The organism is Actinomadura chibensis NBRC 106107 (assembly GCF_001552135.1).
GTDB classification, from domain to species: domain Bacteria; phylum Actinomycetota; class Actinomycetes; order Streptosporangiales; family Streptosporangiaceae; genus Spirillospora; species Spirillospora chibensis.
This window is the reverse complement of record NZ_BCQP01000048.1, coordinates 92,177-117,061: the sequence shown is the minus strand read 5'-3', so window position 1 is coordinate 117,061 and position 24,885 is coordinate 92,177. Positions and strand designations below refer to the sequence as shown.

Annotated in this window: 24 protein-coding genes; 12 read left to right on the top strand and 12 right to left on the bottom strand. The window is 70.9% G+C overall.

Annotated elements, in window-relative coordinates; genetic code table 11:
* Window positions 1–211 precede the first annotated feature (211 nt).
* Window positions 212–1,060, bottom strand: a complete 849-nt coding sequence (locus ACH01S_RS27355; protein ID WP_246236481.1) for a polysaccharide deacetylase family protein — start codon at window positions 1,058–1,060, stop codon at window positions 212–214.
* Between the two features lie 79 nt (window positions 1,061–1,139).
* Between ACH01S_RS27355 and ACH01S_RS27350 the strand changes: the two genes are divergently transcribed.
* The gene (locus ACH01S_RS27350; RefSeq protein ID WP_067897533.1) at window positions 1,140–1,883 is read left to right on the top strand and encodes an ABC transporter permease; all 744 of its coding nucleotides are present in this window, start codon (window positions 1,140–1,142) and stop codon (window positions 1,881–1,883) included.
* On the opposite strand, the gene ACH01S_RS27345 is transcribed toward ACH01S_RS27350, so the two are convergent.
* Entirely contained in the window at window positions 1,880–2,626 is a 747-nt protein-coding gene (locus tag ACH01S_RS27345; RefSeq protein WP_067897530.1) for an IclR family transcriptional regulator, read from the bottom strand. The genes ACH01S_RS27350 and ACH01S_RS27345 overlap by 4 nt on opposite strands.
* A 119-nt stretch (window positions 2,627–2,745) precedes the next feature.
* Between ACH01S_RS27345 and ACH01S_RS27340 the strand changes: the two genes are divergently transcribed.
* Genes ACH01S_RS27340 through ACH01S_RS27330 form a run of 3 tightly spaced genes read left to right on the top strand, consistent with a single transcriptional unit; the run spans window position 2,746 to window position 7,046 of the window.
* Window positions 2,746–4,017 carry a type III PLP-dependent enzyme domain-containing protein gene (locus tag ACH01S_RS27340; RefSeq protein ID WP_067897528.1) on the top strand — a complete coding sequence of 424 codons (1,272 nt, stop codon included), beginning with the start codon at window positions 2,746–2,748 and terminating at the stop codon, window positions 4,015–4,017.
* A 1-nt stretch (window position 4,018) separates the two neighbouring features.
* On the top strand, window positions 4,019–5,608 hold the full coding sequence (locus tag ACH01S_RS27335; RefSeq protein WP_067897524.1) for an N-acyl-D-amino-acid deacylase family protein: 1,590 nt from the start codon (window positions 4,019–4,021) through the stop codon (window positions 5,606–5,608).
* A gap of 46 nt (window positions 5,609–5,654) precedes the next feature.
* The gene (locus ACH01S_RS27330) at window positions 5,655–7,046 is read left to right on the top strand and encodes a GntP family permease (RefSeq protein WP_067897522.1); all 1,392 of its coding nucleotides are present in this window, start codon (window positions 5,655–5,657) and stop codon (window positions 7,044–7,046) included.
* Window positions 7,047–7,049: 3 nt separating this feature from the next.
* Here the strand turns inward: ACH01S_RS27330 and ACH01S_RS27325 are convergent, their stop codons facing one another.
* Window positions 7,050–7,679 carry a TetR/AcrR family transcriptional regulator gene (locus ACH01S_RS27325; RefSeq protein ID WP_067897519.1) on the bottom strand — a complete coding sequence of 210 codons (630 nt, stop codon included), beginning with the start codon at window positions 7,677–7,679 and terminating at the stop codon, window positions 7,050–7,052.
* Between the two features lie 355 nt (window positions 7,680–8,034).
* On the opposite strand from ACH01S_RS27325, the gene ACH01S_RS27320 reads away from it, so the two are divergent.
* Window positions 8,035–9,435 (top strand): MFS transporter, encoded by a 1,401-nt coding sequence (locus tag ACH01S_RS27320; protein ID WP_067897517.1) that lies wholly within the window; start codon window positions 8,035–8,037, stop codon window positions 9,433–9,435.
* Here ACH01S_RS27320 and ACH01S_RS27315 read toward each other — a convergent pair.
* Window positions 9,381–10,256 (bottom strand): helix-turn-helix transcriptional regulator, encoded by an 876-nt coding sequence (locus ACH01S_RS27315; protein WP_083981194.1) that lies wholly within the window; start codon window positions 10,254–10,256, stop codon window positions 9,381–9,383. The two genes, ACH01S_RS27320 and ACH01S_RS27315, sit on opposite strands and share 55 nt — an antisense overlap.
* A gap of 141 nt (window positions 10,257–10,397) precedes the next feature.
* Here ACH01S_RS27315 and ACH01S_RS27310 point away from each other — a divergent pair, with 141 nt between their 5' ends.
* Window positions 10,398–11,267: an MBL fold metallo-hydrolase gene (locus tag ACH01S_RS27310; RefSeq protein ID WP_067897514.1), complete on the top strand. Its 870-nt coding sequence runs from the start codon at window positions 10,398–10,400 to the stop codon at window positions 11,265–11,267.
* 3 nt (window positions 11,268–11,270) lie between these two features.
* On the opposite strand, the gene ACH01S_RS27305 is transcribed toward ACH01S_RS27310, so the two are convergent.
* Together ACH01S_RS27305 and ACH01S_RS27300 are read right to left on the bottom strand one after the other, a co-directional pair.
* Window positions 11,271–12,899, bottom strand: coding sequence for an AMP-binding protein (locus ACH01S_RS27305; RefSeq protein WP_067897511.1), 1,629 nt, complete (start codon window positions 12,897–12,899; stop codon window positions 11,271–11,273).
* Entirely contained in the window at window positions 12,896–14,578 is a 1,683-nt protein-coding gene (locus ACH01S_RS27300) for an AMP-binding protein (RefSeq protein WP_067897508.1), read from the bottom strand. The genes ACH01S_RS27305 and ACH01S_RS27300 overlap by 4 nt, the downstream gene beginning before the upstream one ends.
* 355 nt (window positions 14,579–14,933) lie before the next feature.
* Between ACH01S_RS27300 and ACH01S_RS27295 the strand changes: the two genes are divergently transcribed.
* Window positions 14,934–16,733, top strand: a complete 1,800-nt coding sequence (locus ACH01S_RS27295) for an FAD/NAD(P)-binding protein (RefSeq protein ID WP_067897505.1) — start codon at window positions 14,934–14,936, stop codon at window positions 16,731–16,733.
* 63 nt (window positions 16,734–16,796) lie between these two features.
* Complete coding sequence (locus ACH01S_RS27290) at window positions 16,797–18,044, top strand: putative PEP-binding protein (protein ID WP_083981193.1); 1,248 nt, start codon at window positions 16,797–16,799, stop codon at window positions 18,042–18,044.
* A gap of 170 nt (window positions 18,045–18,214) precedes the next feature.
* On the opposite strand, the gene ACH01S_RS27280 is transcribed toward ACH01S_RS27290, so the two are convergent.
* Window positions 18,215–18,523, bottom strand: a complete 309-nt coding sequence (locus ACH01S_RS27280; protein ID WP_067897499.1) for a hypothetical protein — start codon at window positions 18,521–18,523, stop codon at window positions 18,215–18,217.
* Window positions 18,520–18,729 carry a hypothetical protein gene (locus ACH01S_RS27275; protein WP_067897496.1) on the bottom strand — a complete coding sequence of 70 codons (210 nt, stop codon included), beginning with the start codon at window positions 18,727–18,729 and terminating at the stop codon, window positions 18,520–18,522. The genes ACH01S_RS27280 and ACH01S_RS27275 overlap by 4 nt, the downstream gene beginning before the upstream one ends.
* 189 nt (window positions 18,730–18,918) lie before the next feature.
* Here ACH01S_RS27275 and ACH01S_RS27270 point away from each other — a divergent pair, with 189 nt between their 5' ends.
* Both ACH01S_RS27270 and ACH01S_RS42650 read left to right on the top strand, forming a co-directional pair.
* The gene (locus tag ACH01S_RS27270; protein ID WP_067897493.1) at window positions 18,919–19,716 is read left to right on the top strand and encodes a helix-turn-helix domain-containing protein; all 798 of its coding nucleotides are present in this window, start codon (window positions 18,919–18,921) and stop codon (window positions 19,714–19,716) included.
* Entirely contained in the window at window positions 19,713–19,916 is a 204-nt protein-coding gene (locus ACH01S_RS42650; protein WP_083981192.1) for a DUF397 domain-containing protein, read from the top strand. The genes ACH01S_RS27270 and ACH01S_RS42650 overlap by 4 nt, the downstream gene beginning before the upstream one ends.
* 112 nt (window positions 19,917–20,028) lie before the next feature.
* On the opposite strand, the gene ACH01S_RS27265 is transcribed toward ACH01S_RS42650, so the two are convergent.
* Window positions 20,029–20,763: a hypothetical protein gene (locus tag ACH01S_RS27265; protein ID WP_067897489.1), complete on the bottom strand. Its 735-nt coding sequence runs from the start codon at window positions 20,761–20,763 to the stop codon at window positions 20,029–20,031.
* A gap of 205 nt (window positions 20,764–20,968) precedes the next feature.
* On the bottom strand, window positions 20,969–21,445 hold the full coding sequence (locus tag ACH01S_RS27260; protein WP_370671586.1) for a GNAT family N-acetyltransferase: 477 nt from the start codon (window positions 21,443–21,445) through the stop codon (window positions 20,969–20,971).
* A gap of 142 nt (window positions 21,446–21,587) precedes the next feature.
* On the opposite strand from ACH01S_RS27260, the gene ACH01S_RS27255 reads away from it, so the two are divergent.
* Both ACH01S_RS27255 and ACH01S_RS27250 read left to right on the top strand, forming a co-directional pair.
* Complete coding sequence (locus tag ACH01S_RS27255; protein WP_067897483.1) at window positions 21,588–21,917, top strand: WhiB family transcriptional regulator; 330 nt, start codon at window positions 21,588–21,590, stop codon at window positions 21,915–21,917.
* A 69-nt stretch (window positions 21,918–21,986) separates the two neighbouring features.
* The gene (locus ACH01S_RS27250; RefSeq protein ID WP_067897479.1) at window positions 21,987–22,595 is read left to right on the top strand and encodes a rhomboid family intramembrane serine protease; all 609 of its coding nucleotides are present in this window, start codon (window positions 21,987–21,989) and stop codon (window positions 22,593–22,595) included.
* Here ACH01S_RS27250 and ACH01S_RS27245 read toward each other — a convergent pair.
* Together ACH01S_RS27245 and ACH01S_RS27240 are read right to left on the bottom strand one after the other, a co-directional pair.
* Window positions 22,582–23,328, bottom strand: a complete 747-nt coding sequence (locus ACH01S_RS27245) for an SDR family oxidoreductase (RefSeq protein WP_067897476.1) — start codon at window positions 23,326–23,328, stop codon at window positions 22,582–22,584. The genes ACH01S_RS27250 and ACH01S_RS27245 overlap by 14 nt on opposite strands.
* Window positions 23,329–23,403: 75 nt before the next feature.
* Window positions 23,404–24,873 carry a hypothetical protein gene (locus tag ACH01S_RS27240; RefSeq protein ID WP_067897576.1) on the bottom strand — a complete coding sequence of 490 codons (1,470 nt, stop codon included), beginning with the start codon at window positions 24,871–24,873 and terminating at the stop codon, window positions 23,404–23,406.
* Window positions 24,874–24,885: the final 12 nt, after the last annotated feature.

Sequence of the window (24,885 nt, the reverse complement as noted above, 5' to 3'; positions counted from 1 at the left end):
GGCCGCACGACCCGAGGAGCGAGGGGCCGTTTCCCGGGCCGCGAACGCGGAACGGGAAACGGCCCCTCGCGACCGACGGGGGTTCCAGGGGGTCGCCCCCCTGGGCAAACACAGTCCCTCGCGACCGACGGGGGTTCCAGGGGGTCGCCCCCCTGGGCAAACACAGCCCCTCGCGACTGACGGGGGTTCCAGGGGGTCGCCCCCCTGGGAATTAAAGAGCTACGAAGGTCATCCCGCGCTTCTTCAGCTTGGGTATGGCTGCCTTCAGTGCCCGGTGTGTCTGCGACCGGTCGCCGCCGCCGTCGTGGCAGAGGAGGATGTCGCCGTCCTTGCCCTTCAGCAGCTCGCGGCGGATGTGGGCGACGCCGGGCCGGGCCCAGTCGCGCGGGTCGACGGCCCAGTCGATGGGGATCATGCCGTGCTCGGCGGTCAGTTCGAGGACGGTCTTCGACCACGCCCCGCCCGGCGACCGGAAGAACTGCGGGACGACGCCCGTCACGTCCGAGATCCGGCTCTGCGCGTCGAGGATCTCCTTGCGGACGCGTTTGCGCGGCAGCCCGGCGATGGTGATCGGGTGCGTCTCGGTGTGGTTGCAGATCTGGTGGCCCGCGTCGGTGATGCGGCGGGTGAGCTTCGGGTACTCCTCCACCTGCTCGCCGATGACGAAGAACGTGGCGTGCACGCCGTGCTCGGCGAGGAGGTCGAGGATGCGCGGCGTCCAGGTCGGGTTCGGGCCGTCGTCGATGGTCAGCGCGATCGACTTCGGCGGCGGCGGGGGCGACAGCTCGGTCAGCTCGCGCACGGGGGTCTCGGCCGCGGTGAGCTTCACCGGCGTCCAGGAGGCGGGCCGCGCGGTCGGCGTCGGAGTCGGTGTCGGGGTGGGGGTCGGATGGATGACGGGACGGGCCCGGGGCGTCGCCGCCGTGGGCGGTACGTGCCGGGTTCCGCCGTGCGGATGGACGCCGTCCGAACCGAGCGCGGTCAGGCCCGCCGCACCCATCAGCCAGAGCGCCCTGCGGCGGGTCAGATGAGTCGCCAAGGCGGCCGGGTCAACCTCCACAAGTCCCACGCTATCGAGGTTTAGCGGGGTAGGAGAACGCTATGGGATCTTCGGCCCGAATGGGCGGACAGGTGCGCAGGTGAGCGCGGGTCCGGCGGTCGGACCGGCGCTCGCGATCGTGCTGGTCGCGCTCGCGTCGGCGGCCGCGCTGCTCGTCCGGGTCGGCGCGCTCGGCCTCGGCCGGGACATGCTGGTCGTGGCGCTGCGGGCGGCCGTCCAGCTCACCGCGGTGTCGCTGCTCATCGCCGCCGTGCTGCGCAGCGCGGGGCTGACGGCGGCGTTCATCGCGGGCATGGTCGTGATCGCGGCGGCCACGTCCGGACGCCGTGTCACCGGCTCGGTGCGCGGGCGGGCGTGGTGGACGGCGCTGCCGATCGTCGCGGGTGTCGGCCCCGTCCTCGGGCTGCTGCTGGCGACGGCGCTGGTGCCGCACCGGACGGTGTCCGTGCTGCCGATCGCGGGGATCTTCATCGGCGGCGCGATGTCGGCGACCGGGCTGACCGGGCGCCGCGCGCTCGACGAGCTGAGGCTGCGGCGCGGCGAGTACGAGGGCGGGCTCGCGCTCGGCCTCCCGCCCCGGGACGCGGCCCTCGAACTGTGCCGTCCGGCGGCGGCGCTGGCGCTGTTCCCCGTCCTCGACCAGACCCGGACGGTCGGGCTCGTCACGCTGCCGGGCGCGTTCGTCGGCGTCCTGCTCGGCGGCGCGGACCCGGTGGAGGCGGGCGCGGTCCAGCTCCTCGTGCTGGTCGGGCTGCTCGCCGTCGAGTCGGTCGCGGTGCTCATCACGCTGGAGCTGGTCGCGACCGGGCGCCTCACGCGCTAGCCCTCGGCGTGGCCGCAGTCGGCGGAGACGGCGCGGACGGTCTCCAGCAGGCGGGGGAGCAGGGCGAGCACGCCGTCCCGGTCGAGGACGACGGCGGGCACGGAGATGGAGACGGCGGCGACGACCCGTCCGGTCGCGTCGCGGACGGGCGCGGCGATGCAGCGGATGAACGTCTCGTGCTCGGCGTCGTCGAGCGCGTAGCCCTGGGCGGCGACGCGGGACAGCTCGTCGAGCAGTTCGGCCGGGCCGGTGACGGTGTGCTCGGTGAACCGGGTGTACTCGATACCGTCGGCGACGCGGCGGCGGCGCGGTTCGGGCAGGTCGGCGAGCAGGACCTTGGCGATCGCGGTGGCGTGCAGCGGCATGCTCAGCCCGACCCGCGAGTACATGCGGATGGCGTGCCGCGAGTCGTACTTGTCGAGGTAGACGACGCTTCCGCCCTCGTACACGCCGAGATGGACGGTCTCGCCCGTGTCGTCGTTCAGCCGCGCGAGGTGCGGGGCGGCGACGTCGCGGACGCCGCGCTGCTCCAGCGCCGCCCCCGCGAGCGCGAACAGCCGGGACCCGAGGTGGTAGCGGTGGTTCGCGTCGCCGTGCACGAAACCCTCGTCCTGCATGGTGCGCAGCAGCCGCAGCACCGTCGTCTTGTGGACGCCGATCTTCGCGGCCAGCTCGTCGAGTCCGCGCGGCCCCTCGCCCAGCTCACCGAGGATGGCGAGGGCGCGGCCGAGGCTCTGGCTCACCGTTCCCCCTCTCCTTTTCGGAGGGCCCGGATCGTTGACCGATCACCGGCCGCGATGCTACAACCACATCGGCGCAAGGCGCAATTATCGTTGCACATTGTGCAACATCGGAGGTCAAGATGGTCGCGACCAGGTCCGGTGAGGCGATCGACGGGGCGGCGGTCGACGCGCTCAGCGACGAGCGGCTCGACTGGCGCTTCAAGGCGGTCCCGGTGTCCGCGCACGGGACGACGGTCGCGGAGCTGCGCGCCGCCCGCGTCCCGCTCTCCGACTTCGGCACCCCGCTGATGACGCTCGACGCGGGCGCGCTCGATCACAACGTCGGCGCGCTGGCCCGCTGGACGGACGCCGCCGGGGTCGCGCTCGCCCCGCACGGCAAGACGACGATGGCGCCGCAGCTCTGGCGGCGGCAGCTCGACGCGGGCGCGTGGGGGATCACGGTCGCGAACCTGCCGCAGATCCGCGTCGCGCGCGCGTTCGGCGTCCGCCGGGTGATGCTAGCGAACGCGCTGCTGGACCCGGCGGGCCTCGCCTGGCTCGGCGCCGAGCTGGACGAGCACCCGGAGTTCGAGTTCGTGTCGTGGGTCGACTCGCCGCGCACGGTCGAGCTGATGGACGACGCGCTCCGCGCCGCCCGCGCGCAGCGTCCGGTCGACGTGTGCGTCGAGCTGGGCGGGCCGCACGGCCGGACCGGCGTCCGGGACGACGGCGACGCCCGCGCCCTCGCCGCCGCGGTGCGCGAGGCGCAGACGCTCCGCCTCGCCGGGCTCGCGGGCTACGAGGGCGCGCTCGCGCACGACGCGTCCGACGCGGGGCGCCACGCGGTCGACGCCTACCTGCGCCGGATGGCGAACCTGTTCGGCGGCCTCGACTACGAGACGGACGAGCCGTTCGTGACGGCGGGCGGCAGCGCCTTCTTCGACCAGGTCGTGGACGTCCTCGGCGCGACCGGCGGGCAGGTGGTGCTGCGGTCGGGCGCGTACATCGTCCACGACGACGGCTTCTACCGGGAGATCTCGCCGTTCTCGCGCGGGACGGGCGACGCGCCGCTGCGGTCGGCCATGCACGGCTGGGCGCGGGTCGTGTCGAAGCCCGAGCCCGCCCTCGCCCTGCTCGACGCGGGCAAACGCGACCTGCCCTTCGACGAGGGCCTGCCCGAACCGCAGTTCGTCAGGGGAAAGGGCGCCGGGCCGGTGGAGAACGCGCGGTCCACGGCGATGAACGACCAGCACACCTTCCTTGTCGACTCGTCGGTGGAAATCGGAGACGTGGTCAGGCTCGGGCTGTCGCACCCGTGCACCGCGATGGACAAATGGACGCTCATCCCGGTCGTGGACGACGCCGACGCCGAGAACCCGGTCGTGGTCGACCTCATCAGGACGTGGTTCTGAAATGCCCGGCACGGTGATCCGAGGCGCGGTCGTCGTGGACGGCACCGGCGCCCCCGGCCGGGTGGCCGACGTCGCGATCGACGAAGGCCGCATCACCGATATCGGCGCCGGACTGACCGGGACGACGACGCTCGACGCGGACGGGCTCGTCCTCGCGCCCGGCTTCATCGACATGCACGCCCACTCCGACCTGGCACTTCTCACCGACCCCGAGCACCTCGCCAAGGTCGGCCAAGGCGTGACGACGGAAGTCATCGGCCAGGACGGCCTTTCCTACGCCCCCGCCGACGACACGACCCTCGCCGAGATCCGCCGCACCATCGCCGGATGGAACGGCGACCCGCCCGGCTTCGACTGGAACTGGCGGACGGTCGGCGAATACCTCGACCGCCTGGACGAAGGCGTCCCGGTCAACGCGTGTTACCTCGTCCCGCAGGGCACGGTCCGGATGCTCGCGATGGGATGGGACGACCGTCCGCCCACCCCCGCCGAACTCGACCGGCAACGCGAACTCGTCGCGGACGGAATGCGCGACGGCGCGGTCGGAATGTCGAGCGGGCTCACCTACGTGCCCGGCATGTACGCGGACGACGACGAGTTAACCGAGCTGTGCCGCGTCGTCGCGTCCCTCGGCGGCTTCTACGCGCCGCACCACCGCTCCTACGGCGCGGGCGCGCTGGAGGCGTACGCCGAGATGGTCGAGCTGTCGCGGCGGTCCGGCTGCCCGCTGCACCTCGCGCACGCGACCATGAACTTCGGCGTCAACCGCGGCCGCGCCCCCGACCTGCTCCGCCTCCTGGACGACGCCATCGCCGCGGGCTGCGACATCACGCTCGACACCTACCCCTACCTGCCCGGCTCCACGACGCTCGCCGCGCTGCTGCCGAGCTGGGCGTCGGCGGGCGGCCCCGAGGCGCTGCTCGCCCGGCTCGCCGACCCCGCCGGGCAGGCCGAGATCCGGCACGCGATGGAGGTCGAGGGCTCGGACGGCTGCCACGGCGTCCCCGCCGAATGGGACACGATCGAGATCTCCGGCTCCCCCGACCCCGCCGTCGTCGGACGGACGATCGCCCAGCTCGCCGCGGAATCCGGCCGCGCGCCGTTCGAGGTCTACCGCGAGCGCCTCGTCGCCGACGACCTCGCCACCACGATCCTCCAGCACGTCGGGCACGAGGAGAACGTCCGGGCGATCATGCGGCACCCGTGCCACACCGGCGGCAGCGACGGGCTCCTCGCCGCCGCGAAGCCGCACCCCCGCGCGTGGGGGACGTTCCCGCGCTACCTCGGGCACTACGTCCGCGAGCTGGGCGTCCTCTCGCTCGAAGAGTGCGTCTCCCACCTCACCGGGCGCGCCGCGCGGCGGCTGCGCCTCGACCGGCGCGGGCTGATCCGGCCCGGATACCACGCCGACCTCGTCCTGTTCGACCCGGCGGCCGTCCGCGACGCCGCCACCTTCGACGACCCGAAGCGGCAGGCCGAGGGCGTCCCGCACGTGTTCGTCGCCGGGACCGCCGTCGTCGCCGACGGGCGCCGCACCGGCGCGCTGCCCGGCCGCTCCCTCCGCCGCTCCCCAGACGGCACGACCCGCTGACCCTTCGACTCCCCCCACCCCCCGCCAACCGAGAGGGCCCACCCCCATGGTCCATTGGCTGCAACACGAGACAGGCGGCCTGCTGCTGCTCTGCGCCGCGTCGATCGCGGTCCTGCTGTTCCTCATCATCAAGGTCAAGCTGGAGCCGTTCATCGCGCTGCTCGTCTCCGGACTCGCCCTCGCGCTCGCCGCCGGGCTGAGCGTCGAGGAGATCGTCGGCACCGCGCTCAGCTCCAAGGAGTCGGTGCTGGAGAAGGGCTTCGGCGGGCTGCTCGGGCACATCGCGCCGATCGTCGGGCTCGGCACCATCCTCGGCGCCGTCCTGGAGCGGTCCGGCGGCGCGGACGTCCTGACCCGCCGCCTGCTGGGCGTCGCGGGCGAACGCGGCGCGCCCCTCGCGATGGGCCTCGCCGGGCTCATCTTCGGCATCCCCGTCTTCTTTGACGTCGGCATCTTCGTCCTGGCGCCGCTCGTCTACATCACCGCGCGGCGGGGCGGACGGTCGCTCGTCCTCTACGCGCTGCCGCTGCTCGCCGGGCTGTCGATGACGCACGCGTTCCTGCCGCCGCACCCGGGGCCGGTCGCCGCCGCCGGGCTGCTCGAAGTCCCGCTCGGCTGGCTCATCGTGTTCGGCCTGATCTGCGGCATCCCGGCGTTCCTCGTCTCCGGCGTCGCGTGGGGCGCGTGGATCGGCAAGCGCGTCTTCGTCGAGGTGCCGGAGGAGTACGTCACCGCCGAGACCGAGAAGGAGAAGGACGAGGCGGAGCCCGAGCCGTCCCTCGCCCTGGTCGGGCTGATCATCGCGATCCCGCTCGTGCTGATCCTGCTCGCCACGTTCGGGACCGTCTGGTGGGAGGACAGCCCGGCGCTGCCCACCCTCACCTTCCTCGGCAACCCGGTCGTCGCGCTCACGATCGCGGTGCTGCTCGCCATGTACCTGCTCGGCATCCGGCGCGGCGTCCCGGCGGCGGAGCTGTCCGACCTCGCGACGCGGTCGCTCCGTCCGATCGGCATGATCCTGCTGGTCATCGGCGGCGGCGCGTTCTTCGGCGCGGTCGTGTCCGCGACCGGCGTCGGCAAGGCGCTCGCCACCACGCTCTCGGACGCCGGGCTGCCCGTCATCGTGCTCGCCTACCTGATCGCCTGCGGGCTGCGGCTCGCGCAGGGCTCGGCGACCGTCGCGATCGTGACGACCGGCGGGATCGTGGCGCCGCTCGTCAAGGACCACGACTACTCCGACCCGCACGTCGCGCTGATCGCCATCGCCATCTCGGCCGGGTCGATCATCGCCTCGCACGTCAACGACGGCGGGTTCTGGATCATCTCCCGCTACTTCAACATGTCGGTGCGCGACACCCTGAAGACGTGGACGGTGCTGGAGACGATCCTGTCCGTCGTCGGCTTCGCGACGGCGGCGCTGCTCAGCACCTTCATCTGACGGCTAGTGGTCGAGGAGGGCGCTCACGTGGGCGAGGATCGGCGCGCACAGCTTCGGCAGCGTGGCGTGCTCGCCCAGCGCGACCTTGCCGGTCACCATCGAGGCGATCCCGCCGATCAGCATCCCGCAGGCGAACTCGGGGTCGGGCTGCGCGCGGAACCGCTCGTCCTCGATCAGCAGGGTCGCGATCAGCTCGACGAAGCCGCGCTGCACCCGGAACCGGAGCGCCGCCGCGGCGGGCCCGGCCGCGTACACCTCCAGCAGGAAGGTGCGGGCCGCGCCCCCGTCGGCGGCGAGCTCGCGCAGGTACGCGCGGAGCGCGGCCTCGAGCCGTCCCATCACGGGCACGCCGGTGTCGGCGAGCGCGTCGTTGACGACCCCGACGATGCGGTCGGCGGCGGCCTGGTAGGCGGCGAGGAAGCACGCCTGCTTGTCGCTGAAGTGCTCGTAGAACGTCTCGCGGGACACGTGCGCGCGTTTCAGCACGTCGGCGACCGAGGTGCGGGCATAGCCCTTTTCCCCGACCGCGTCCGTCATGCCCTGGAGCATCCGCTCCCGCTGGGAGGCCGAGACCTGTTCGCGCGTGAGGTGATGACGGCCGCGCGGCAGCGAGGTGTAGCCGTCGGAGTCCACAGGCACAAGCTACCAACGGGATGCGGGCCGCCGAGGTAACCCATTTACGGAGCAATCCATGAACAATGTTGTTCGCCGAGATGTTACGGTTTTCTGCGTATATCGGGGGACGGACGTCCCCGCCCGGACGAGGCGGGACGGCCGAACGATCACGGCCCGGCGCAGCCGGCGTGGGGTGAGCGTTCCGTCCAGGCAGTGCGCCACGGGGGCCGATCTGTACTGGACGACGCGCGCCGCCGCACGTACGCGCTGACCCCGTCGCCGGGCCCGATCCCCGGGAACACCGCGCGGCCCCGCGGTACCTCCCGGCGCACCGCCGTGCAACCGTCCGGGGGCGGACGGGGTTCCACCGTCCGTGATCTCCAAGACCCCCGCCGCCGGGATGCTGGCGGTGCTGCTCGCCGGCCAGTTCATGGTCAACGTCGACGTCGCGGTCGTGAACGTCGCGGCGCCCGCCGTCCAGGACGGGCTGCGGCCGTCCGGCGGCGCGCTCGAACTGGTCGTGTCCGGCTACCCGCTGGCGTACGCCGTCCTGCTGGTCACCGGCGCCCGCCTCGGCGCCGCGCGCGGCCACCGCCGGATGTTCCTGCTCGGCCTCGCCGGGTTCACGCTCGCGTCGCTCGCCTGCGGGCTGGCCCCGTCCACCGGCGTCCTGATCGCCGCGCGGCTCGCGCAGGGCGCGGCCGGGGCGGTGATGGTGCCGCAGGTGCTGTCCGGCATCCAGCTCCACTTCACCGGACGGGCACGCGCGCGGGCGCAGGGCCTCTTCGCGGTCGCCCTGTCGGGCGGCGCGGTCGCGGGCCAGGTGCTCGGCGGCGTGTTGGTGTCGGCGGACCTGGCCGGGCTGGGCTGGCGCCCGATCTTCCTGGTCAACGTGCCGGTGGGGCTCGTCCTGTTCATCGCTGGCCTACGGCTGCTGCCCCCGGACCCACGCGGCGCGAAGCCCAAGCTGGACGTAGTCGGCGTGGTCCTGTTGTCGTCGGCCGTCCTGCTCGTGGTCGTCCCGCTGGTATTCGGACGCGAGACGGGCTGGCCCGCCTGGACGTGGGCGTCCCTCGCGACCTGCCCGGCCGTCTTCGCCCTCTTCGTCCGCCGCCAGCGCCGCGTGGCCGCGCCCCTCCTCGACCTCTCCGTGCTCGCGCGTCCCGTCGTGTCATGGACGCTCGCCGCCCTCGCCGCGGCGACCGGAACGTACTTCGCGATGCTGTTCGTCCTGGCCCTCTACCTCCAACAGGGCCTAGGCCGAAGCGCCCTGTTCTCCGGCCTGGTGCTCGTGTCCTGGGTCTCCGCGTTCGGGGTAGCAGGCCCGCTGACACCGCGTCTCCCCGCATGGGCACCGGTCGCCGGATACGTCCTCCTAGGGTCCGTCTACCTGACGATCGGCCTCACGCACCCGGACGGAGCGGCGCTGGTCGCCCTCCTCGGCTTCGGCGGCCTCGGCCTGGGCCTGGGCTTCGCCCCCCAGCTGGGACGCCTCACGTCCGCCGTCCCGCCGAGCCAGGCCGCCGACCTCAGCGGCCTGATCAACACCAACTTCCAACTGGCCGGAGTGACCGGCGTAGCCGCCTTCGGCGCCCTCTACCTAGGCGTCCCCGGCAATCCCGCCCACGCCTTCACCATCGTCATGCTCGCCTTCACCGCCACGGCGGTCGCCGCCGCCTGCGCCGCGTTCGCCGGACACCGCACCGCCCGCCGCGACGGTCAGGGGAGGAGGCCGGTGCGGCGGGCTGTGGTCACCGCTTCCAGGCGGGTGTGACTGTCCAGCTTGCGCATCGCGGAGCGCAGGTAGCTCTTCACCGTTTCGGGGAGGAGGCCGAGGCGGGCGGCGGCTTCGGCGTTGGTGCAGCCGATCGCCACGTAGGAGAGGACGTCCAGCTCGCGGGGTGAGAGGGCGGGACGCGGGGACGTGTCCGGGGCGTCGTTCAGTCCGGCGGCGGCGAGGCGCAGGGACGCCTGGCGGAGGCGTTCGCGGGTCGGCTCGTCGGTGACCTCGTCGGCCAGGGCGCGCAGCTCGGCGTGGACGGCCCGCACCTCCTCCCAGCGGGCGGACGACGTGGCGGGCCGGGCGCGGGCGAGCGTCTCGTCGGCGCGGTCGCGGACGGCGAGGTCCTGTTCGAGGTCGCGGGCCGCCTGGACGGCCGCGCCCACCACCCGGTCGGCCAGCGACAGCGGCTCCCGCAGCGCCCCGTACAGGACGCCGCGCACCCGGCGCCGGACGACGATCGGCACCGCGAGGATCGACAGCAGCCCCTCGCGTCCGACCGGCTTGTCGTAGTCGTGGCTGATCGACGCCGAGCACGGGTAGTTGCTCACCCAGAGCGGGCGTCCCATCGCCATGGCCTTGCCGCCGAGCCCGTTGCCGTTGTGGACGACGAGCCCGTTCAGCGAGTCGGTGGTGTTGCCGACCAGCTCGGTGATGCGCAGGCGGTCCCGCGCGGCGGACGACACGGCGCCGCCGAACACGACGGGAAGGCCGGTCGTGCGGTGCAGCGCCAGCACCGCCGACCGGACGGCGCCCGCGTCGTCGGGTATTCGTCCCGATCGAGAATCTCCCAGGTCCCCCGGTCGCGCAGCCATGGGGAGAGCATGCCCCGCCGGAGGCGTGTCCGGAAAGTCGTGCGGGTGAAAAGGGCGCCGCGCGATCAGCGGGCGTCCTCGGGTGGCGGCGCACGCGGCGGGGTACGACACCGTGGGCGGAACGCGACGAAGGGGACTGCAATGGACAACGGATGGTTCATCGACACGCGCTGCACCAACTGTGACGTGGCCCGGCAAATCGCTCCGGAGTTGGTCGGCGAGCGCGACGGCCGTTCGGTGTTATTGCGGCAGCCGCGCGACGAGGCCGAGCGCGCCGCGCTGCACGCGGCGGCCTTCGCCTGCCACACCCGGTCCATCCGGCATTCGGCGGGGCCGCTGGATCAGGCGCTCGACCCCTACCCCGCGCGCCTGGACGACGGCGTCCACCTGTGCGGGCACAACTCCCGGCGGACCGCGGGCGCCAACTCCTACCTGGTGCGCCGCCCCACCGGGAACTTATTGATCGACACGCCGCGCTGGGCGGAGCCGGTGGCGGCCCGGCTCGCGGAGCTGGGACGGGTGAGCGACGTCCTGCTCACCCACCGGGACCACGCCGCGCACGGCCGCCGCTTCGCCGACCGGTTCGGGGCCCGGCTCTGGATCCACGAGGGCGACCTCGACGCCGCCCCGGACGCCGACCAGGTCATCCGCGGCGTCGAACCGATGGAGATCGCCGAAGGCGTGATCGTCCATCCGCTTCCCGGGCACACCGAGGGCAGCGTGCTCTACCTGGTGGACGACCGGTTCTGCTTCAGCGGCGACAGCTTCTACTGGTCGCGGACCACGGCGGACATCGAGGTCGCCGAAACCGTCACCTGGTACTCCATCGAGGAACTGGCCGCGTCGCTGACCCGGACGGCCGACCGGCTCACCTTCGAGTGGCTGCTGCCCGGACACGGAGACCGCAAGCGCCTTCCGGCGGAGGAGATGCGCCGACGCCTGCACGGGCTGGCCGAGCGCACCCGCGCCCTGCGTCCCCGGCCCGTGGACATCTCCGCCGTGCGGTGGTGACCGCTACCTGTCGGTGAGGCCGAGGATGTCCACGGCCTCGGCGCGCATCTGCACCTTGCGGATCTTCCCGGTGACGGTCATCGGGAACTCGTCCACGACGTGCACGTAGCGCGGGATCTTGAAGTGCGCGAGCTTGCCCTCGCAGAACGCGCGCAGCTCCGCCGCCGTCATCCCGGGCACGCCCTCGCGGAGCCGCACCCAGGCCATGAGCTCCTCGCCGTACTTCTCGTCCGGGACGCCGATGACCTGCGCGTCCACGATGTCCGGATGGGTGTAGAGGAACTCCTCGATCTCGCGCGGATAGACGTTCTCGCCGCCCCGGATCACCATGTCCTTGATGCGGCCGGTGATGTTGACGTAGCCCTCGTCGTCCATCACGGCGAGGTCGCCGGTGTGCATCCAGCGGGCCGCGTCGATCGCCTCGGCGGTCTTCTCCGGCTCGTCCCAGTAGCCGAGCATCACCGAGTAGCCGCGCGTGCAGAACTCGCCGGGCACGCCGCGCGGGACGGTGACGCCTGTCTCCGGGTCGATCACCTTCACCTCCAGGTGCGGCAGCACCCGTCCGACCGTGGACACGCGCCGGTCGAGCGAGTCGCCCGCGCGGGTCTGCGTCGACACCGGGGACGTCTCCGTCATCCCGTAGCAGATCGCGACCTCGCTCATTCCGAGCCGGTCGATGACCTGCTTCATCACCTCGACCGGGCACGGCGACCCGGCCATGATCCCGGTGCGGAGGCCGGACAGGTCGAGGCCGTCCAGCGACGGCTCGTTCAGGACGGCGATGAACATCGTCGGCACCCCGTACAGCGACGTGCACCGCTCCGCCGCGACCGCCTCCAGCGTCGCCTTCGGGTCGAACGCCGGGGCCGGGATCACGACGCACGCGCCGTGGCTCGTGGACGCGAGGTTCCCCATCACCATCCCGAAGCAGTGGTAGAACGGCACCGGCACGCAGATGCGGTCCTCCTCGTCGTAGCCGCACAGTTCGCCGACGAAGTAGCCGTTGTTCAGGATGTTGTGGTGCGAGAGCGTCGCGCCCTTGGGGAAGCCCGTCGTCCCTGACGTGTACTGGATGTTGATCGGGTCGTCGGCGGTGAGCGTCCGGCCGATGTCGGCGAGGACGCCGGGGTCGCTCTCCCGGCCGGATTCGAGGAGCGCGTCCCAGTCCGGGGTGCCGAGGAGGAGGACGTCCCGCAGCGCGGCGCACCTCGGCCGCACCTCCGCGATCATCGCCGCGTAGTCGGACGTCTTGAACGCGGACGCCGACACCAGCGTCCGGACGCCCGCCTGGTTCAGCACGAACTCCAGCTCGTGCACCCGGTAGGCCGGGTTGATGTTGACGAGGATCGCGCCGAGCTTCGCCGTCGCGTACTGGACGAGCATCCACTCCGCGCAGTTCGGCGACCAGATCCCGACCCGGTCGCCCTTCACGACGCCGAGGTCGAGCAGGCCGAGCGCCACCGCCTCGACGTCGTCGGCGAACTGCTCGTACGTCCAGCGGCGGCCGGTCGCCCGCTCGACCAGCGCCTCCCGCTCGGAGTGGGCGGCGACGACCCGGTCCAGGTTCGCGCCGATCGTGTCGCCGAGCAGCGGCGTCGTCGCCGTGCCGGACGCGTAGGCGAGCGCCGTCATCGCAGGTCCTCCTCGCGGAACTCGCCGTCGGGACGGGCGTCCCCGGCGGGATGCTTGTCGATCTCGCTCGTCCGCAGCTCCACCCGGCGGATCTTCCCGGAGATCGTCTTCGGCAGCTCGCCGAACTCCAGCAGCCTGATCCGCTTGTACGGGGAGAGTTGCGCCCGGCTGTGCTCGAAGATCGCCTTGGCGGTCGCGGCGTCCGGCTCCCATCCGGCGGCGAGCGTCACGTACGCCTTCGGGACCGCCGCGCGCACCGGGTCGGGCGAGGGCACCACGGCCGCCTCCGCGACCGCCTCGTGCTCGATCAGGACGCTCTCCAGCTCGAACGGCGAGATCTTGTAGTCGGACGCCTTGAACACGTCGTCGGCGCGTCCGACGTAGGTGATGTAGCCGTCCGCGTCGCGGGAGCCGATGTCGCCGGTGTGGTAGTAGCCGCCCGCCATGGCCTCGTCGGTGCGGGCCTCGTCGCCGTGGTAGCCGGTCATCAGGCCGAGCGGGCGGTCCTCCAGGTCGAGGCAGATCTCCCCTTCGTCGGCGGGCTCGCCGGTCAGCGGGTCGATCAGCGTCACCTTGTAGCCGGGGACGGGACGTCCCATCGACCCGGGCTTCACCGGCTGGCCGGGCGTGTTCGCGATCTGCACGGTGGTCTCGGTCTGGCCGAAGCCGTCGCGGATCGTCCGGCCCCACGCCTCCTTGACGCGCTCGATCACTTCCGGGTTGAGCGGCTCGCCGGCGGCGACCACCTCGCGGGGCGGGTTGGCGAGGCGGCCAAGGTCGGCCTGGATCAGCATCCGCCACACGGTCGGCGGGGCGCAGAAACTCGACACTCCACAGCGTTCGAGGGTGTCCAGCAGGCGGTCGGGGTCGAAGCGCGTGTAGTTGAAGATGAAGACGCAGGCTTCGGCGTCCCACGGGGCGAAGATGTTGCTCCAGGCGTGCTTGGCCCAGCCCGGTGACGAGATGTTGAGGTGGACGTCGCCTGGTCTTAGGCCGATCCAGTACATGGTCGACAGGTGCCCCGCCGGATAGGACGCGTGCGTGTGCTCCACCAGCTTGGGCTGCGCCGTCGTCCCGGACGTGAAGTAGAGGAGCAGCGTGTCCCGCGACATGGTGAGGCCGTAGGGCGTGAAGTTCTCGGCCTCCTCGTAGGCGTCGGAGTAGCGGATCCAGCCGTCCACCGGGTCGCCCGCCGCGATCTTCGTGTAGTCGCCCTCGACGTCGTCGAACTTGCCCGCGTCCGCCGAGCCGACCACGACGTGCTTGGCGTTCCCGCGCGTCAGCCGGTCGCGCAGGTCGGCGGCGCCGAGCAGCGGCGTACACGGGATCAGGACCGCGCCGAGCTTCATCGCGGCGAGCACCGTCTCCCACAGCTCGACCTGGTTGCCCAGCATGAGGATGATCCGGTCGCCGCGCCGCACGCCGGACCGCCGCAGCAGGTTCGCCACCTGGTTCGACCGCCGGGCGAGCTGGGAGAACGAGTACCGCGCCTCCGAGCCGTCCTCCTCGACGATCCACAGCGCGGGCGAGTCGTTGCTCTCGGCGATCTTGTCGAACCAGTCCAGCGCCCAGTTGAAGCCGGTGAGCACGGGCCAGCGGAACTTCTCGTACGCGGTCGCGTAGTCGTCGCGATGCGCGAGCAGGAAGTCGCGCGCCGCCCGGAACTCGACTGCGGGCATGTTCTCTCCTCGTAGCCGCACGGACACCCGGTAGCAGGATCGTGTCCACCCCGAGTGACCCACGCCACCCCCGAACGGGGGTAGTCCGGATCTTCATACCCACCCGGGCCGCTCTCCGGACGGTCCGCGCCCTGATGGCGCCGTTTCGCGGACGAGGTCGAACGCCTCGGCGCCATGCCCGGCTCCGTCGTCACCCCGGCACAGGCGCGACAGGCCGCCGCGAAACACCGCGAACTGGCGGACGAATTCTCTGGGTCCTGAGCCCGCGGTCCCGTTGCCGCTGGGCGGGCGGGACGATGCGAGATACGCTCGACCGGCACAACCCTTTGTCGCGGACCGTTCGGCGTGTGCGGGAGTGGCCACGGTGGGCTTCTCGGAACCACGGAGCGTAGTCATCGTCGGAGCCGGGCTCGGCGGTACCGCCACCGCGATCCGCCTCTTACAGTTCGCCCGCGAGCCATTGCGGGTGGTGGTGGTCGAGCGGCGGCCCGAATACCGGAGCGCCGGAGTCGCCTACCACCCGGCGGGCAACCACTGGCACCACGTGTTCAACATCCAGGCCGGACGCATGTCGATGTTCCGCGAGGACGTCGACGATTTCATCGACTGGGCCAACAACGAGGCCGACCGCGCGGACTGGCCGCCGGAATGGAGCGGTATAACGTTCACCGAGTCGGGGCCCGCGCCCCGCCGGATCTACGCCGACTACCTGGCCGCCCGCCTCGCCGGGGCGGCGCGCGAGGCCGCGAAGGGCGTGACGCTGGTCGAAGCCGACGGCGAAGTGGTCGACCTGGAAATCGGCGGCGGCCGGGTGGGCGTCGTCGTGGAGTCCTTATCGGGTTCTCCGGGTCGGACGGTGCTCCAGGCCGATCACGTCGTGCTGGCGACGGGTCTGGAGGAGCGCGACCTGCCGTTCGCGGCCGGTGTGAAAGACCACCCCGCGTTCGTGCGGCACCCCTATTCCAAGGACGGAATCGAGCGAATTACCAGTACTCGGCGGGACGCCGTCGTCGCCATCGTCGGCACGTTGCTGAGCGCGTACGACTCGGCGTCGCTGCTCCTCCGCCGCGGCCACACCGGGACGATCCACATGATCTCGCGGTCCGGCCTGACACTCCGCACCTATCCCTCGGACCATCGGCACCACGTGCTCGACCTGCCCGCTCCGCGACTGCACGCCGACGCTTATGAGGGACGCGACGAACTCGTCCGGCGCGTGACGAGCGAATGGCAGCGGGCCTGCGACATCGTCGCCCGCGACCATCCCGCCGTTCCGCGCGCGGTGGTGACGGAACGGGTCGCCAAATCCTGGGAGCCGTTTCTGCCCGAGGCTTTGGCGCGCGTTCCGTCGTCCGACCTCCGCGCGCTGCTCGACGGGTACGGGAGCCTTCTCGCCACGCTGCGGGTGAACGCCGTCGCCTACATCACCCATTTCGTGGATGCCGCCTTGGAGTCCGGGAGACCGATCGTCCGCACCACCGGGAAGGTCACCGAGATCGTGGGCACCACGTCCGGCGGCCTGCGGCTGACGGTGTCCGGCCCGTCCCCGACGCGGACGATCGAGGCAGACCTCGTGATCTCCAACTTCGGCCGCGAAACCGACTACGCGCAGGTCGGCTCGCCTTTATGGAAGAACCTGCTGCGCAAGGGGATCGCCGTGCGGCACGGGCGCACCGGACGCGGCGTCGAGGTGGACGCCTCCGGCGGCCTCCTCGGCCCGTGCGGCGTCCCGGTCGCCCCGATCTCCGTGGTCGGCTGCCCGCGCGAGGGCGACGAGATCGTCCGCCACGGCCGGATGGGCGCGTTCGCGTTCAACCTCGCCGCCATCAAGAACCATTCGGTGGGCGTCGCCGCCGCCGTCCTGCGAAGCCTCGAATCCTGCTTCGACGACACGTCCCCCGCCGATGCCAGTGCGTTTCCTCGCCTGATCGACCTCGATGTGCGCCGAATGGCCGCCCGCCGCCGCCGCGACCGCGAAGCCTGGACGGTGAGGTTCGAGGAATGCCTCCACTCCGTCCGCGACGGACGCGTCACGGACCGTGCGCTCCGGCGTGCCGTGAACACGGCCGCGACGACGAAGCTCAATGACCTTTCCGTGACGCCGCGCGACCTCCGCTCCCTGCTCGGGCTGGACGAGCCGCGGGAGGCTGATTAGCCGGAAAGCACCACGGCATTCGGGAAGGTGCGCACCCGTTACCGGCACTGCGAGCCTTTCCCCATGAGGACATCCGCCAGCCCTCGCGAAGTGCCCGGGGTATTGCTCGTCGATTCGCCCAGGCGAAGCGTTCACGGGCCCTGCAATCGCACCGGAAGACCGGTTCAAGGTGCCATTCTGGTGGCCGACTCGCTCGGCCCCGAACTCTATGACGCCATCGTCGCCTCTTCCGCCGTGATCTGCGCGAGAGGCGGCCGGACCGGGCACATGCAGTCCCTCTGCCGCTCCCGCGGCATCCCCGTCCTCCGGATCGAGCCGTCCGACCTGGACGCCCTTCCCGCCGAGGTTACCGTCCTACTGGACCGAGAATCAGTAATCCTGGGCGAGGCCGAACCCGCACCCCACCCCTCAACACTCCGGCCCACCGCCCTGGACCAAATCGAGTCGATCTGCGTGGTCATCGCCGACGCCACCGACATCCAATCGACGAACGCCCTCAGGCCACCCGTCCACCAGGCGAGTTCCTTCTTCGTCCGCGAGGAGTTCGTCTGTTTCGCCGCCGGTCTCAGCCCCATCGACGCCCTCCGCGCGGGCGCCCGCGAAGCCGAGCGCTACGGTGCGGCCATAGCCGCCGAGATCTGCTCGATGGTGGATGAGCTGCTCCCCGGCCAACGCCTCGTCATGCGACTCCTGGACCTCCGCTCGGACGACGCCGCCAAGATCACGAGCGCCGCACACGTGGACGACGAGCCGAACCCGGAACTAGGCCGCCACGGCGCCCGCTGGCTCCTACACGAACGCCATTACCCGCAAGCCTTCCATTCGCTCCGCGCCCACATCCGCGAACACCTCGGCGCGGACGCCGCCCGGGTGAGATTCGCCGTCCCCTTCATCAACGACAGCGACGAATTCCTGCGCCTCCGCCGCCGCCTCGGCCTGCGATACGACACACCGCTGGGCGTCTTCGTCGAGACCCCGGCCGCCGTCCATTCGGCCGCGGAATTCTGCGCATCCGGGGCCAGCGAACTGTTCGTCGGCACCAAGGACCTGATCCAGTTCTACCTGGCCGCCGACCGAGGAAACCACCTGGTATCGGCCACCTACCAGACCCGGCACCCGGCCGTCCTGGCCGCATTGCGCCAAGCCGTAGAATCCGGCCGCGCCGCCGGAGTCCCCGTCCACGTATTCGCCTTGGGCGCCGACCTGGACCACTACGTCCACCACATCCCGACCCGGAACCTAATGATGTGCACCGCCGAACTAAAACACCTGGCCAACGCCCGATGCTCACTCGCCGGACAGTTCCGATAGCCGTCGCCGGAGCACAACACCGTCCGTCGCCTTGATGAACACATCGCCTCGAACCGCCATCCATATGGGACGCCACGGATCGGCGACGATCCCGAACCCCGGGAAGTCGCGCCGCAGCTCGGCGAGGTAGGCGGCCGGGTCGGTGCGCCACGTTCCGTCGTCGCCGCACGTCACGCGGGCGCCCCCAGGTAACCCTTGATCATCACCAGCGCGTCGGTGATGCGGTCGGACTCCGCGATCGGCTGCTGCCAGGAGGTGAAGAACCAGTAGCGCCCCTCGTCGTCCTCGTGCGGGCGGCAGCTGATCACGTCACCTGCGACCCCGGCCGACCCGCACAGGCTCCGCGCGGTCATGTTCCGGACGACCAGCGAGCCCGCCACCATCTGCGTCGCGAACCCGTGCGCCCTGAGGTGCATTTCCAGCGACCTCAGCCGGACGTACGACTCGACGGCCGGGGCCTCGTGCTCGGGGACGCTCACGGCCGCCTCCCCAGGGCCTCGGCGAGCGCGACCCGCTCGGACAGCCGGGTCTGCGCGTCGCACAGCAGCCACAGCTCGCCCTCGTTCCGGGCCCGCACGCTGGCCAGGCAGCCGTTGGAGCGCTGGTACTCGCTCAGCTCGCTGACCCGCCGCGCGACGAACCCGCCGTCCCTCCGCTCGCCGAACCATCCGGACATGAAGGGCATTTCCCTCACTCTCCCGAAATTGGCCGATACCGTCATGTAGAAGCCCCATTTTCGATTGCCGCCGTCGAAAAGCTTGCAATCACACTCACAGCCAAGGTAAAAATCAGCTAGCGACCGTTCCACACTTCCAGTCAAGTCGCGCCAAGATCGCATCAACCAGTGCCCTGGTGAACTCCCCGGAGGCTCCCGATGACTGAGAATCGAGCCCGCGTCTTCTTCGGCGGAGAACTCCGCCGCATGCGCGACAAGGCCGGGCTGACGGGCAAACAACTGGCCGACGCCCTGGGCTGCACCCCTCAATGGATCAGCATGATGGAAAGCGGCCGCAAGCTCTCCGAACAAAGCGCCCACGACCTTGACACGTTCTTCCAGACTGACGGGACCTTCCACCGCCACTGGAAGCTCGCCAGCGAGATCGAGGTCCAGTTCATCCTGCCGCCCGGCTTCCCGGAGTACCTGGAGTACGAGAAGGAGGCGACGTCCTACCGCATCTTCTCCGCGCTCCTCATCAACGGCCTCTTCCAGACCGAGGACTACACGCGCTCCATCCTCCTTGCCAGTGACGGGACCAACGTCGCGGAGCTGACCGCGAAACGCATGGAGAGGCAGGCGGTCCTCACGCGCGAGAACCCGCCACACACGTGGCTCGTGTTGGATGAGACGGTGTTGCGCCGCGTTGTGGGCAGCCGAGCCATTATGCGAGAGCAGCTCGATTACTTGCTCACGGCATCGGACCGAATCAACACGATGATCCAGGTAGTTCCGAACGGATCGGGCTATCACGCAGGGCTCGGGGGCGAATTCACCATCCTGGGATTCGAGGACAGAGTGGATCTGGCCTACACCGAGTCGGCGGGCGAAGGTCTCTTGATCGAGAGGGCTGCGAGGGTCAGAGACAAAGTCGTACGCTGGGACCTGCTCCGAGGTTACGCACTCCCCGTCGAGGAGTCGCGAGCCCTGATTAGGACGGTAATGGAGAGTCTATGAAAGACGTGTCCAGCGTGCTCTGGCGCAAGAGCAGCTACAGCGACCACAGTGGTGGCAACTGTGTTGAGGTGGCGGACCTCGCTCGTGTGATCGGTGTGCGTGACTCCAAGGACCCGGACGGTCCGAGGCTGGCCTTCTCCCCGTCCGCATGGAGTGCCTTCACTGCCGAAATCAAGTCAGGCGCACACGACCCGTCCTGACGTCCCCCCTCACCCACGAGCCCTCGGCCGAAGTTCGCCGGGGGCTTCGCATGGGACGGTCGGGGCCGGACCGCGTGTCCTCGACCGGCCCCGACCGCCGGTCAGACGGCTCTCACATGCCCGTGAGCTGGGTCAGGGTGGTCTGGGCGACCTCCCAACTTGTGTTCACCATCGCGTCCTCTTGTGCGCGGGCCTGAATGATGCTGTCGCCTCGATTGCCGTTGTAGGCCGTGCAGAACCACAGCTTTTTGTGGGAGTCGGCGTCGTAGAGCTGGGAGCACCTGGGTGTCAGTCTGGTGCGGATCTTCTGGTTGGAATCGCGGAGAACCGGGATGAGAGTGTCGTTGTGCAGGCCGGCCTTGCTGCGTGCCATGAGCGCGATGGGGCCGACGGCGTTGACCGAGAAGCCGAGTTGATCCACGGCGGCCCCGCTGGTGACCGCGGACATCAGGCTGTTGATCTGGGTGATACAGGAGGTCGCGTTCAGCGCGAAATTCTGCTTGTTGTCCGTGGTCAGATTGTCGAAGTCGGGGAAGTTGATGACGGCGCTGTGCGCGCAGGCGCGCGCGTCGGCGGCGGCGACGGCGTCAATGTGGTTGATGATGTCGCGTTGGGCGGACTGGATCGCGGCGATGATCTGTGCGGTGGCGGCCGCCGATGAGCCGCCACCGACGAAGGTCTTGTACGCGTCGTACGCGGCCTTGATCGCCGCGGCGGCCGTCGCGGGATCGACACTGGGTTGGACCTTGGAGTTCGCTTCTTTGAAAGTGGCTGCCCGGGCCGGACCGGCCGTGGCCGTGACGGTCATGGCGAGCGCCACGCCAACGCCGATGAGTTTCCGCAACACTTCGTGCCTCCTTGACTGACGAGAAGACCTCTTCTGGAAGTATGCGTCCGGGTTACACGAACACGGTCATGAGCCATCGGCTTTGAAATGCCACGGTGTTTCGGCGCATCGGTCGCCAGGCTTGCAACCGGCCCCTAGTGATCAGCGAAGACCTCTGTCAAGCGGCGGCGATCGGCGTGGAGCGGCATCCGCGCATCGGCGTGGGCTAGGAGTCCGTCAGGTGGTATTTCATGCCCATGTGGGAGGGGCGGAAGCCTAGTTTTTGGTAGAAGCGGATGGCGGCGGGGCGTTGGCGGTCGGTGGTGAGTTGGACGAGGCGGCAGCCGCGGGCGCGGGCTCGGTCGATGGCGAAATTGATCATGTCTTGGCCGATGCCGGTGCCGCGCTGGGAGGCGGCCACGCGGACGCCCTCGATCTGGGCGCGTTCGCCGCCCGTGTAGGTGAGGCCGGGGATGAAGGTCAGTTGGAGGGTGCCCGCGACCTCTCCGGCGACCTCGGCGACCAGGACGGTGTTGTTCGGGTCGTTCTGGATGGCGGCGAACGCGGTGAAGTACTCCTCCGGAATCGTGTCGCCCGGCGTTTCGCGGGTCGATCCGAGGGGATCGTCGGCCAGTAGCCGGACGATCCCCGGCAGGTCGGCGACCGTCGCCTCGCGGAAGGTCACTTCTTGATCACGCTGCACACCCGACAGGTTATCCGCACGCTAACTTGCAACGTTCACGAACGTCCTGTAGTACTACGGGTTGTAGTACTACACTGAGTGGAGACCACCCTCGAAACGCACCCGACTGCCGGTGGTCACGTCACCGCGCAGGGAGAAGTCGATGTACCACAACGAGAACGAGGAACACTGGAGCGACCACGCCATCTGCCGTGGTGCCGATCCCGACCTGTTCTTCCCGATCGGGTACTCCGCGCCGGTGCTCAAGGCGCAGGAGGACGCCGCCAAGGCCATCTGCGCGAACTGCCCGGTGAAGGCAGAGTGCCTGTCCTGGGCCCTCCAGGTCGGTGAACCCGACGGCGTCTGGGGCGGGACGACGCCCGAGGAGCGCCGCTACCTGCGCCGCACGGCCGACGCGCCGGTCCGCAAGCCGCTGCCGGTCATCGTGGTGCGCGGGGACGCGTCGGAGTCGGAGCACGCGTCGGCCGCCTAGGCCCCGTGGCACGTTCCGGACGGGTCGCGCGTTGACTGGACAGGGTCGTCCAGACTTACGGTGGCTGACATGAGCTATACCCCCGAACGGCGGCGCTCGGAGTCGCTGGCCAGGCACGGGACGCGGGCGCTGTCCGCGGCCGTGCTGGTCGGGTCCGTGACCGCGCTGATGTGGGTCCTGGAGGCGTTCGACTACACGACCGACGGCTGGCTCGACCGGTTCGGCATCCAGCCGCGCGACGTCAACGACCTGCCCGACATCTTCACGGCGCCGTTCATGCACGCCGGGTTCGGGCACCTGATGGCGAACACCGTCCCGTTCCTGGTGCTGGGGTTCATCGCGGCGGTGCGCGGCATCGCGAAGTTCCTCGCCGCCAGCCTGATCGTGATCGTCGTCGGCGGGCTCGGGGTGTGGTTCACGAGCAGCGCGAACACGCTCGGGTCCAGCATCCTGATCTTCGGGTTCTTCGGCTACCTGGTCGGACGCGGGATCTTCGAGCGCCGCCTCGCCGACATCGCGATCGCCGTCGCCGTGGTCGCCGTGTACGGGACGATGCTGCTCGGCGTCATCCCCGGCGACCCCGGCATCTCCTGGCAGGGCCACCTGTTCGGGCTGATCGGCGGAGTCCTCGGCGCGTGGTTCCTGCGCCGCTCCCCGAGCGCGCCTAGTTCGGCCTGACCGTCACCTCGGAGACGACCGCGTCCCGCGGCGTCTCCAGCGCGGACACCAGCACCCGCGCCACGGTCGCGGGCGCGGCGAAGTCGTCCTCGGCGTAGGGGTGGCCCTCCTGGGCGCGCACCTTCCGCTGCATCTCGGTGGCCGTCCGGCCGGGGTAGACGGTCGTGACGCGCAGGGACCGCTCTTCCGCGCGCAGCGAGTCGGCCAGCGCGCGCAGCCCGAACTTCGACGCCGCGTACGCCGACCACTCGGGGTTGGCGCGCAGCCCGGCCGTCGAGTTGACGAACACGACGTGCCCCTCGGCGGCGCGCAGCGCGGGCAGCAGCAGCCGGGTCAGCTCGGCCACGGACACGAGGTTCACCGACAGGTGCTCGATCCACTCGTCCGCGCCCAGGTCGGAGACGGGCGCGAGGTGCACCATGCCCGCCGCGTGGACGACGCCGTCCAGCCGCGCCGGGACGTCCGCCATCGCGAGGGACGCCTCGATCCGCAGCGGCTCGGTCAGGTCGACCGGGATCGTCGTGATGCGCGGCGTCGGCCGCGGCCCCGTCGCGGCCCCCGGGTTGAAGACCTGCGTCGCGGCGTGCGCGCCGGTGCGCAGCGTCGCGGCCAGCGCGTCGAGGCGCTCGGCCGAGCGTGCCGTGAGGACGAGGTCGTGCCCCCGCTCGCGCAGCAGCTCGGCGACGGCCGTCCCGATCCCGCCCGTCGCCCCCGTGATCAGATACGTGCCCATGACCGTCCATTCTCGTCGGGTCCGTCATGCGTGTGGACGCCGGGGGCGTCCCCCGGGTTCGCCGCCACCGGAAGATCAGCCCGGCCCGCCCGCCGGGCGCAGCACCCGCGTCGCCCCGGCGATCAGCGCCGTGGCGAGCACCCAGCCGATCGCGACCAGCCCGTAGCCGATCCAGCGCGACCAGCCGACCGCGTCGTAGGAGAGCTGCTGCCCGAACGTGTCCAGCGGGATCAGCAGGTCGAGCGTGTAGATCAGGGCGTGGAAGGCGGGCAGCTCGTCCGGCGGCTTCACCGCGCGCGGCTTCTCGATGGAGAACACCGTCGTCCCGATCGCGACCAGGGTCGCGAACCAGGCGAACGCGAGCCACGGCCGGTAGCCGAACCCGACCGTCCAGTCAAGGACGTGGTTCCACGCCCTGCCGACCGCGTTCAGGTTGCGGCGGCGGGCGCGCAGCTTCGCGAGCTGCACCTTGCGGGCCAGGTCGTCGTGACCGGCGGCGTGGTACCAGGCGGCGAGCTGCTCGTACGGCTGGAGGTGGAAGTCGGGGTCGCGGGACACCCAGTCGAGCCGGTCGCCGCCCTCGACGCTGCGCAGCGTCTCGTACGTCAGGCCGTTCAGGAACAGCTCGTCCGGCCAGGCGGCGTCCATGTCCATGATCAGTTTGATCCGGGAGTAGGACAGCGACACCCGGCCCTTGATCTTCCCCTCCGGGAGCAGCAGCAGCTCGTCGGCCACGATGTGGCTCGCGTGCAGCGCCATCCGGTCCGGGTCGCCGGAGTCGAGGCGTGCCAGGGAGAACGACAGGATCCCCTCGAAGCGGGCGCTGCGCAGCCGGACGGTGCCGAGCGCGGAGAAGCCGCGGCTGAACTCGGCGGCGTCCTCGACCACCATGTTCTGCGCGTCGAGCGCGATGCGGCCCGGGTTGACCAGGCTCGTGCCCTGCATGAACAGGCCGCCGTTCATCCGGCCGCCGACCAGCCGCATCCCGCCGGTGATCGTCGCGTTCTGGACGAACATGCCCGCCTCGACGACGAGCCCGCCGGTGAACACCGCCCACGCCTCCGGGTCGGGCGCGGTGACCGTCGTCCGGTTCATCCGCAGGCCGCCGCCGATCACCGCCCGCGTCAGCTTGACGGTGCCGTCGACCCGCGACCCGGACAGGCTGACGTAGCCGTCCGCGCGCAGGCCGCCGCCGTCGAAGCCGGGCATCCGGCAGTCGGCGAACCGGAGCTGCCGGGTCTCGGCGTTGGAGAAGTCGGGGGGCTCGACGAGCCTGCACTGCTCAAGGCGGAGTTCGTGTTCGACCGTGCCGCCGGAGACGTCCAGCATCCCGGTGATGTACGCGCCGCGCAGCCGGACGGCCGCGACCGCGCCCGGCCGCGACTCGCCCGCGCCGAGCAGCAGCTGCGTGATGACCTCCGCGCGGACGATCCGGTCGGGGAGCGGTCCGGCGGGGAGGTCGTCGCCGAGCACGACCTTCGTGCCGGTGGGGAAGGCGGCCCAGAGCCGCCGTTCGGCGTGGTTCAGTCCGGGGGGCTGGGGCACGGACACCCTTTC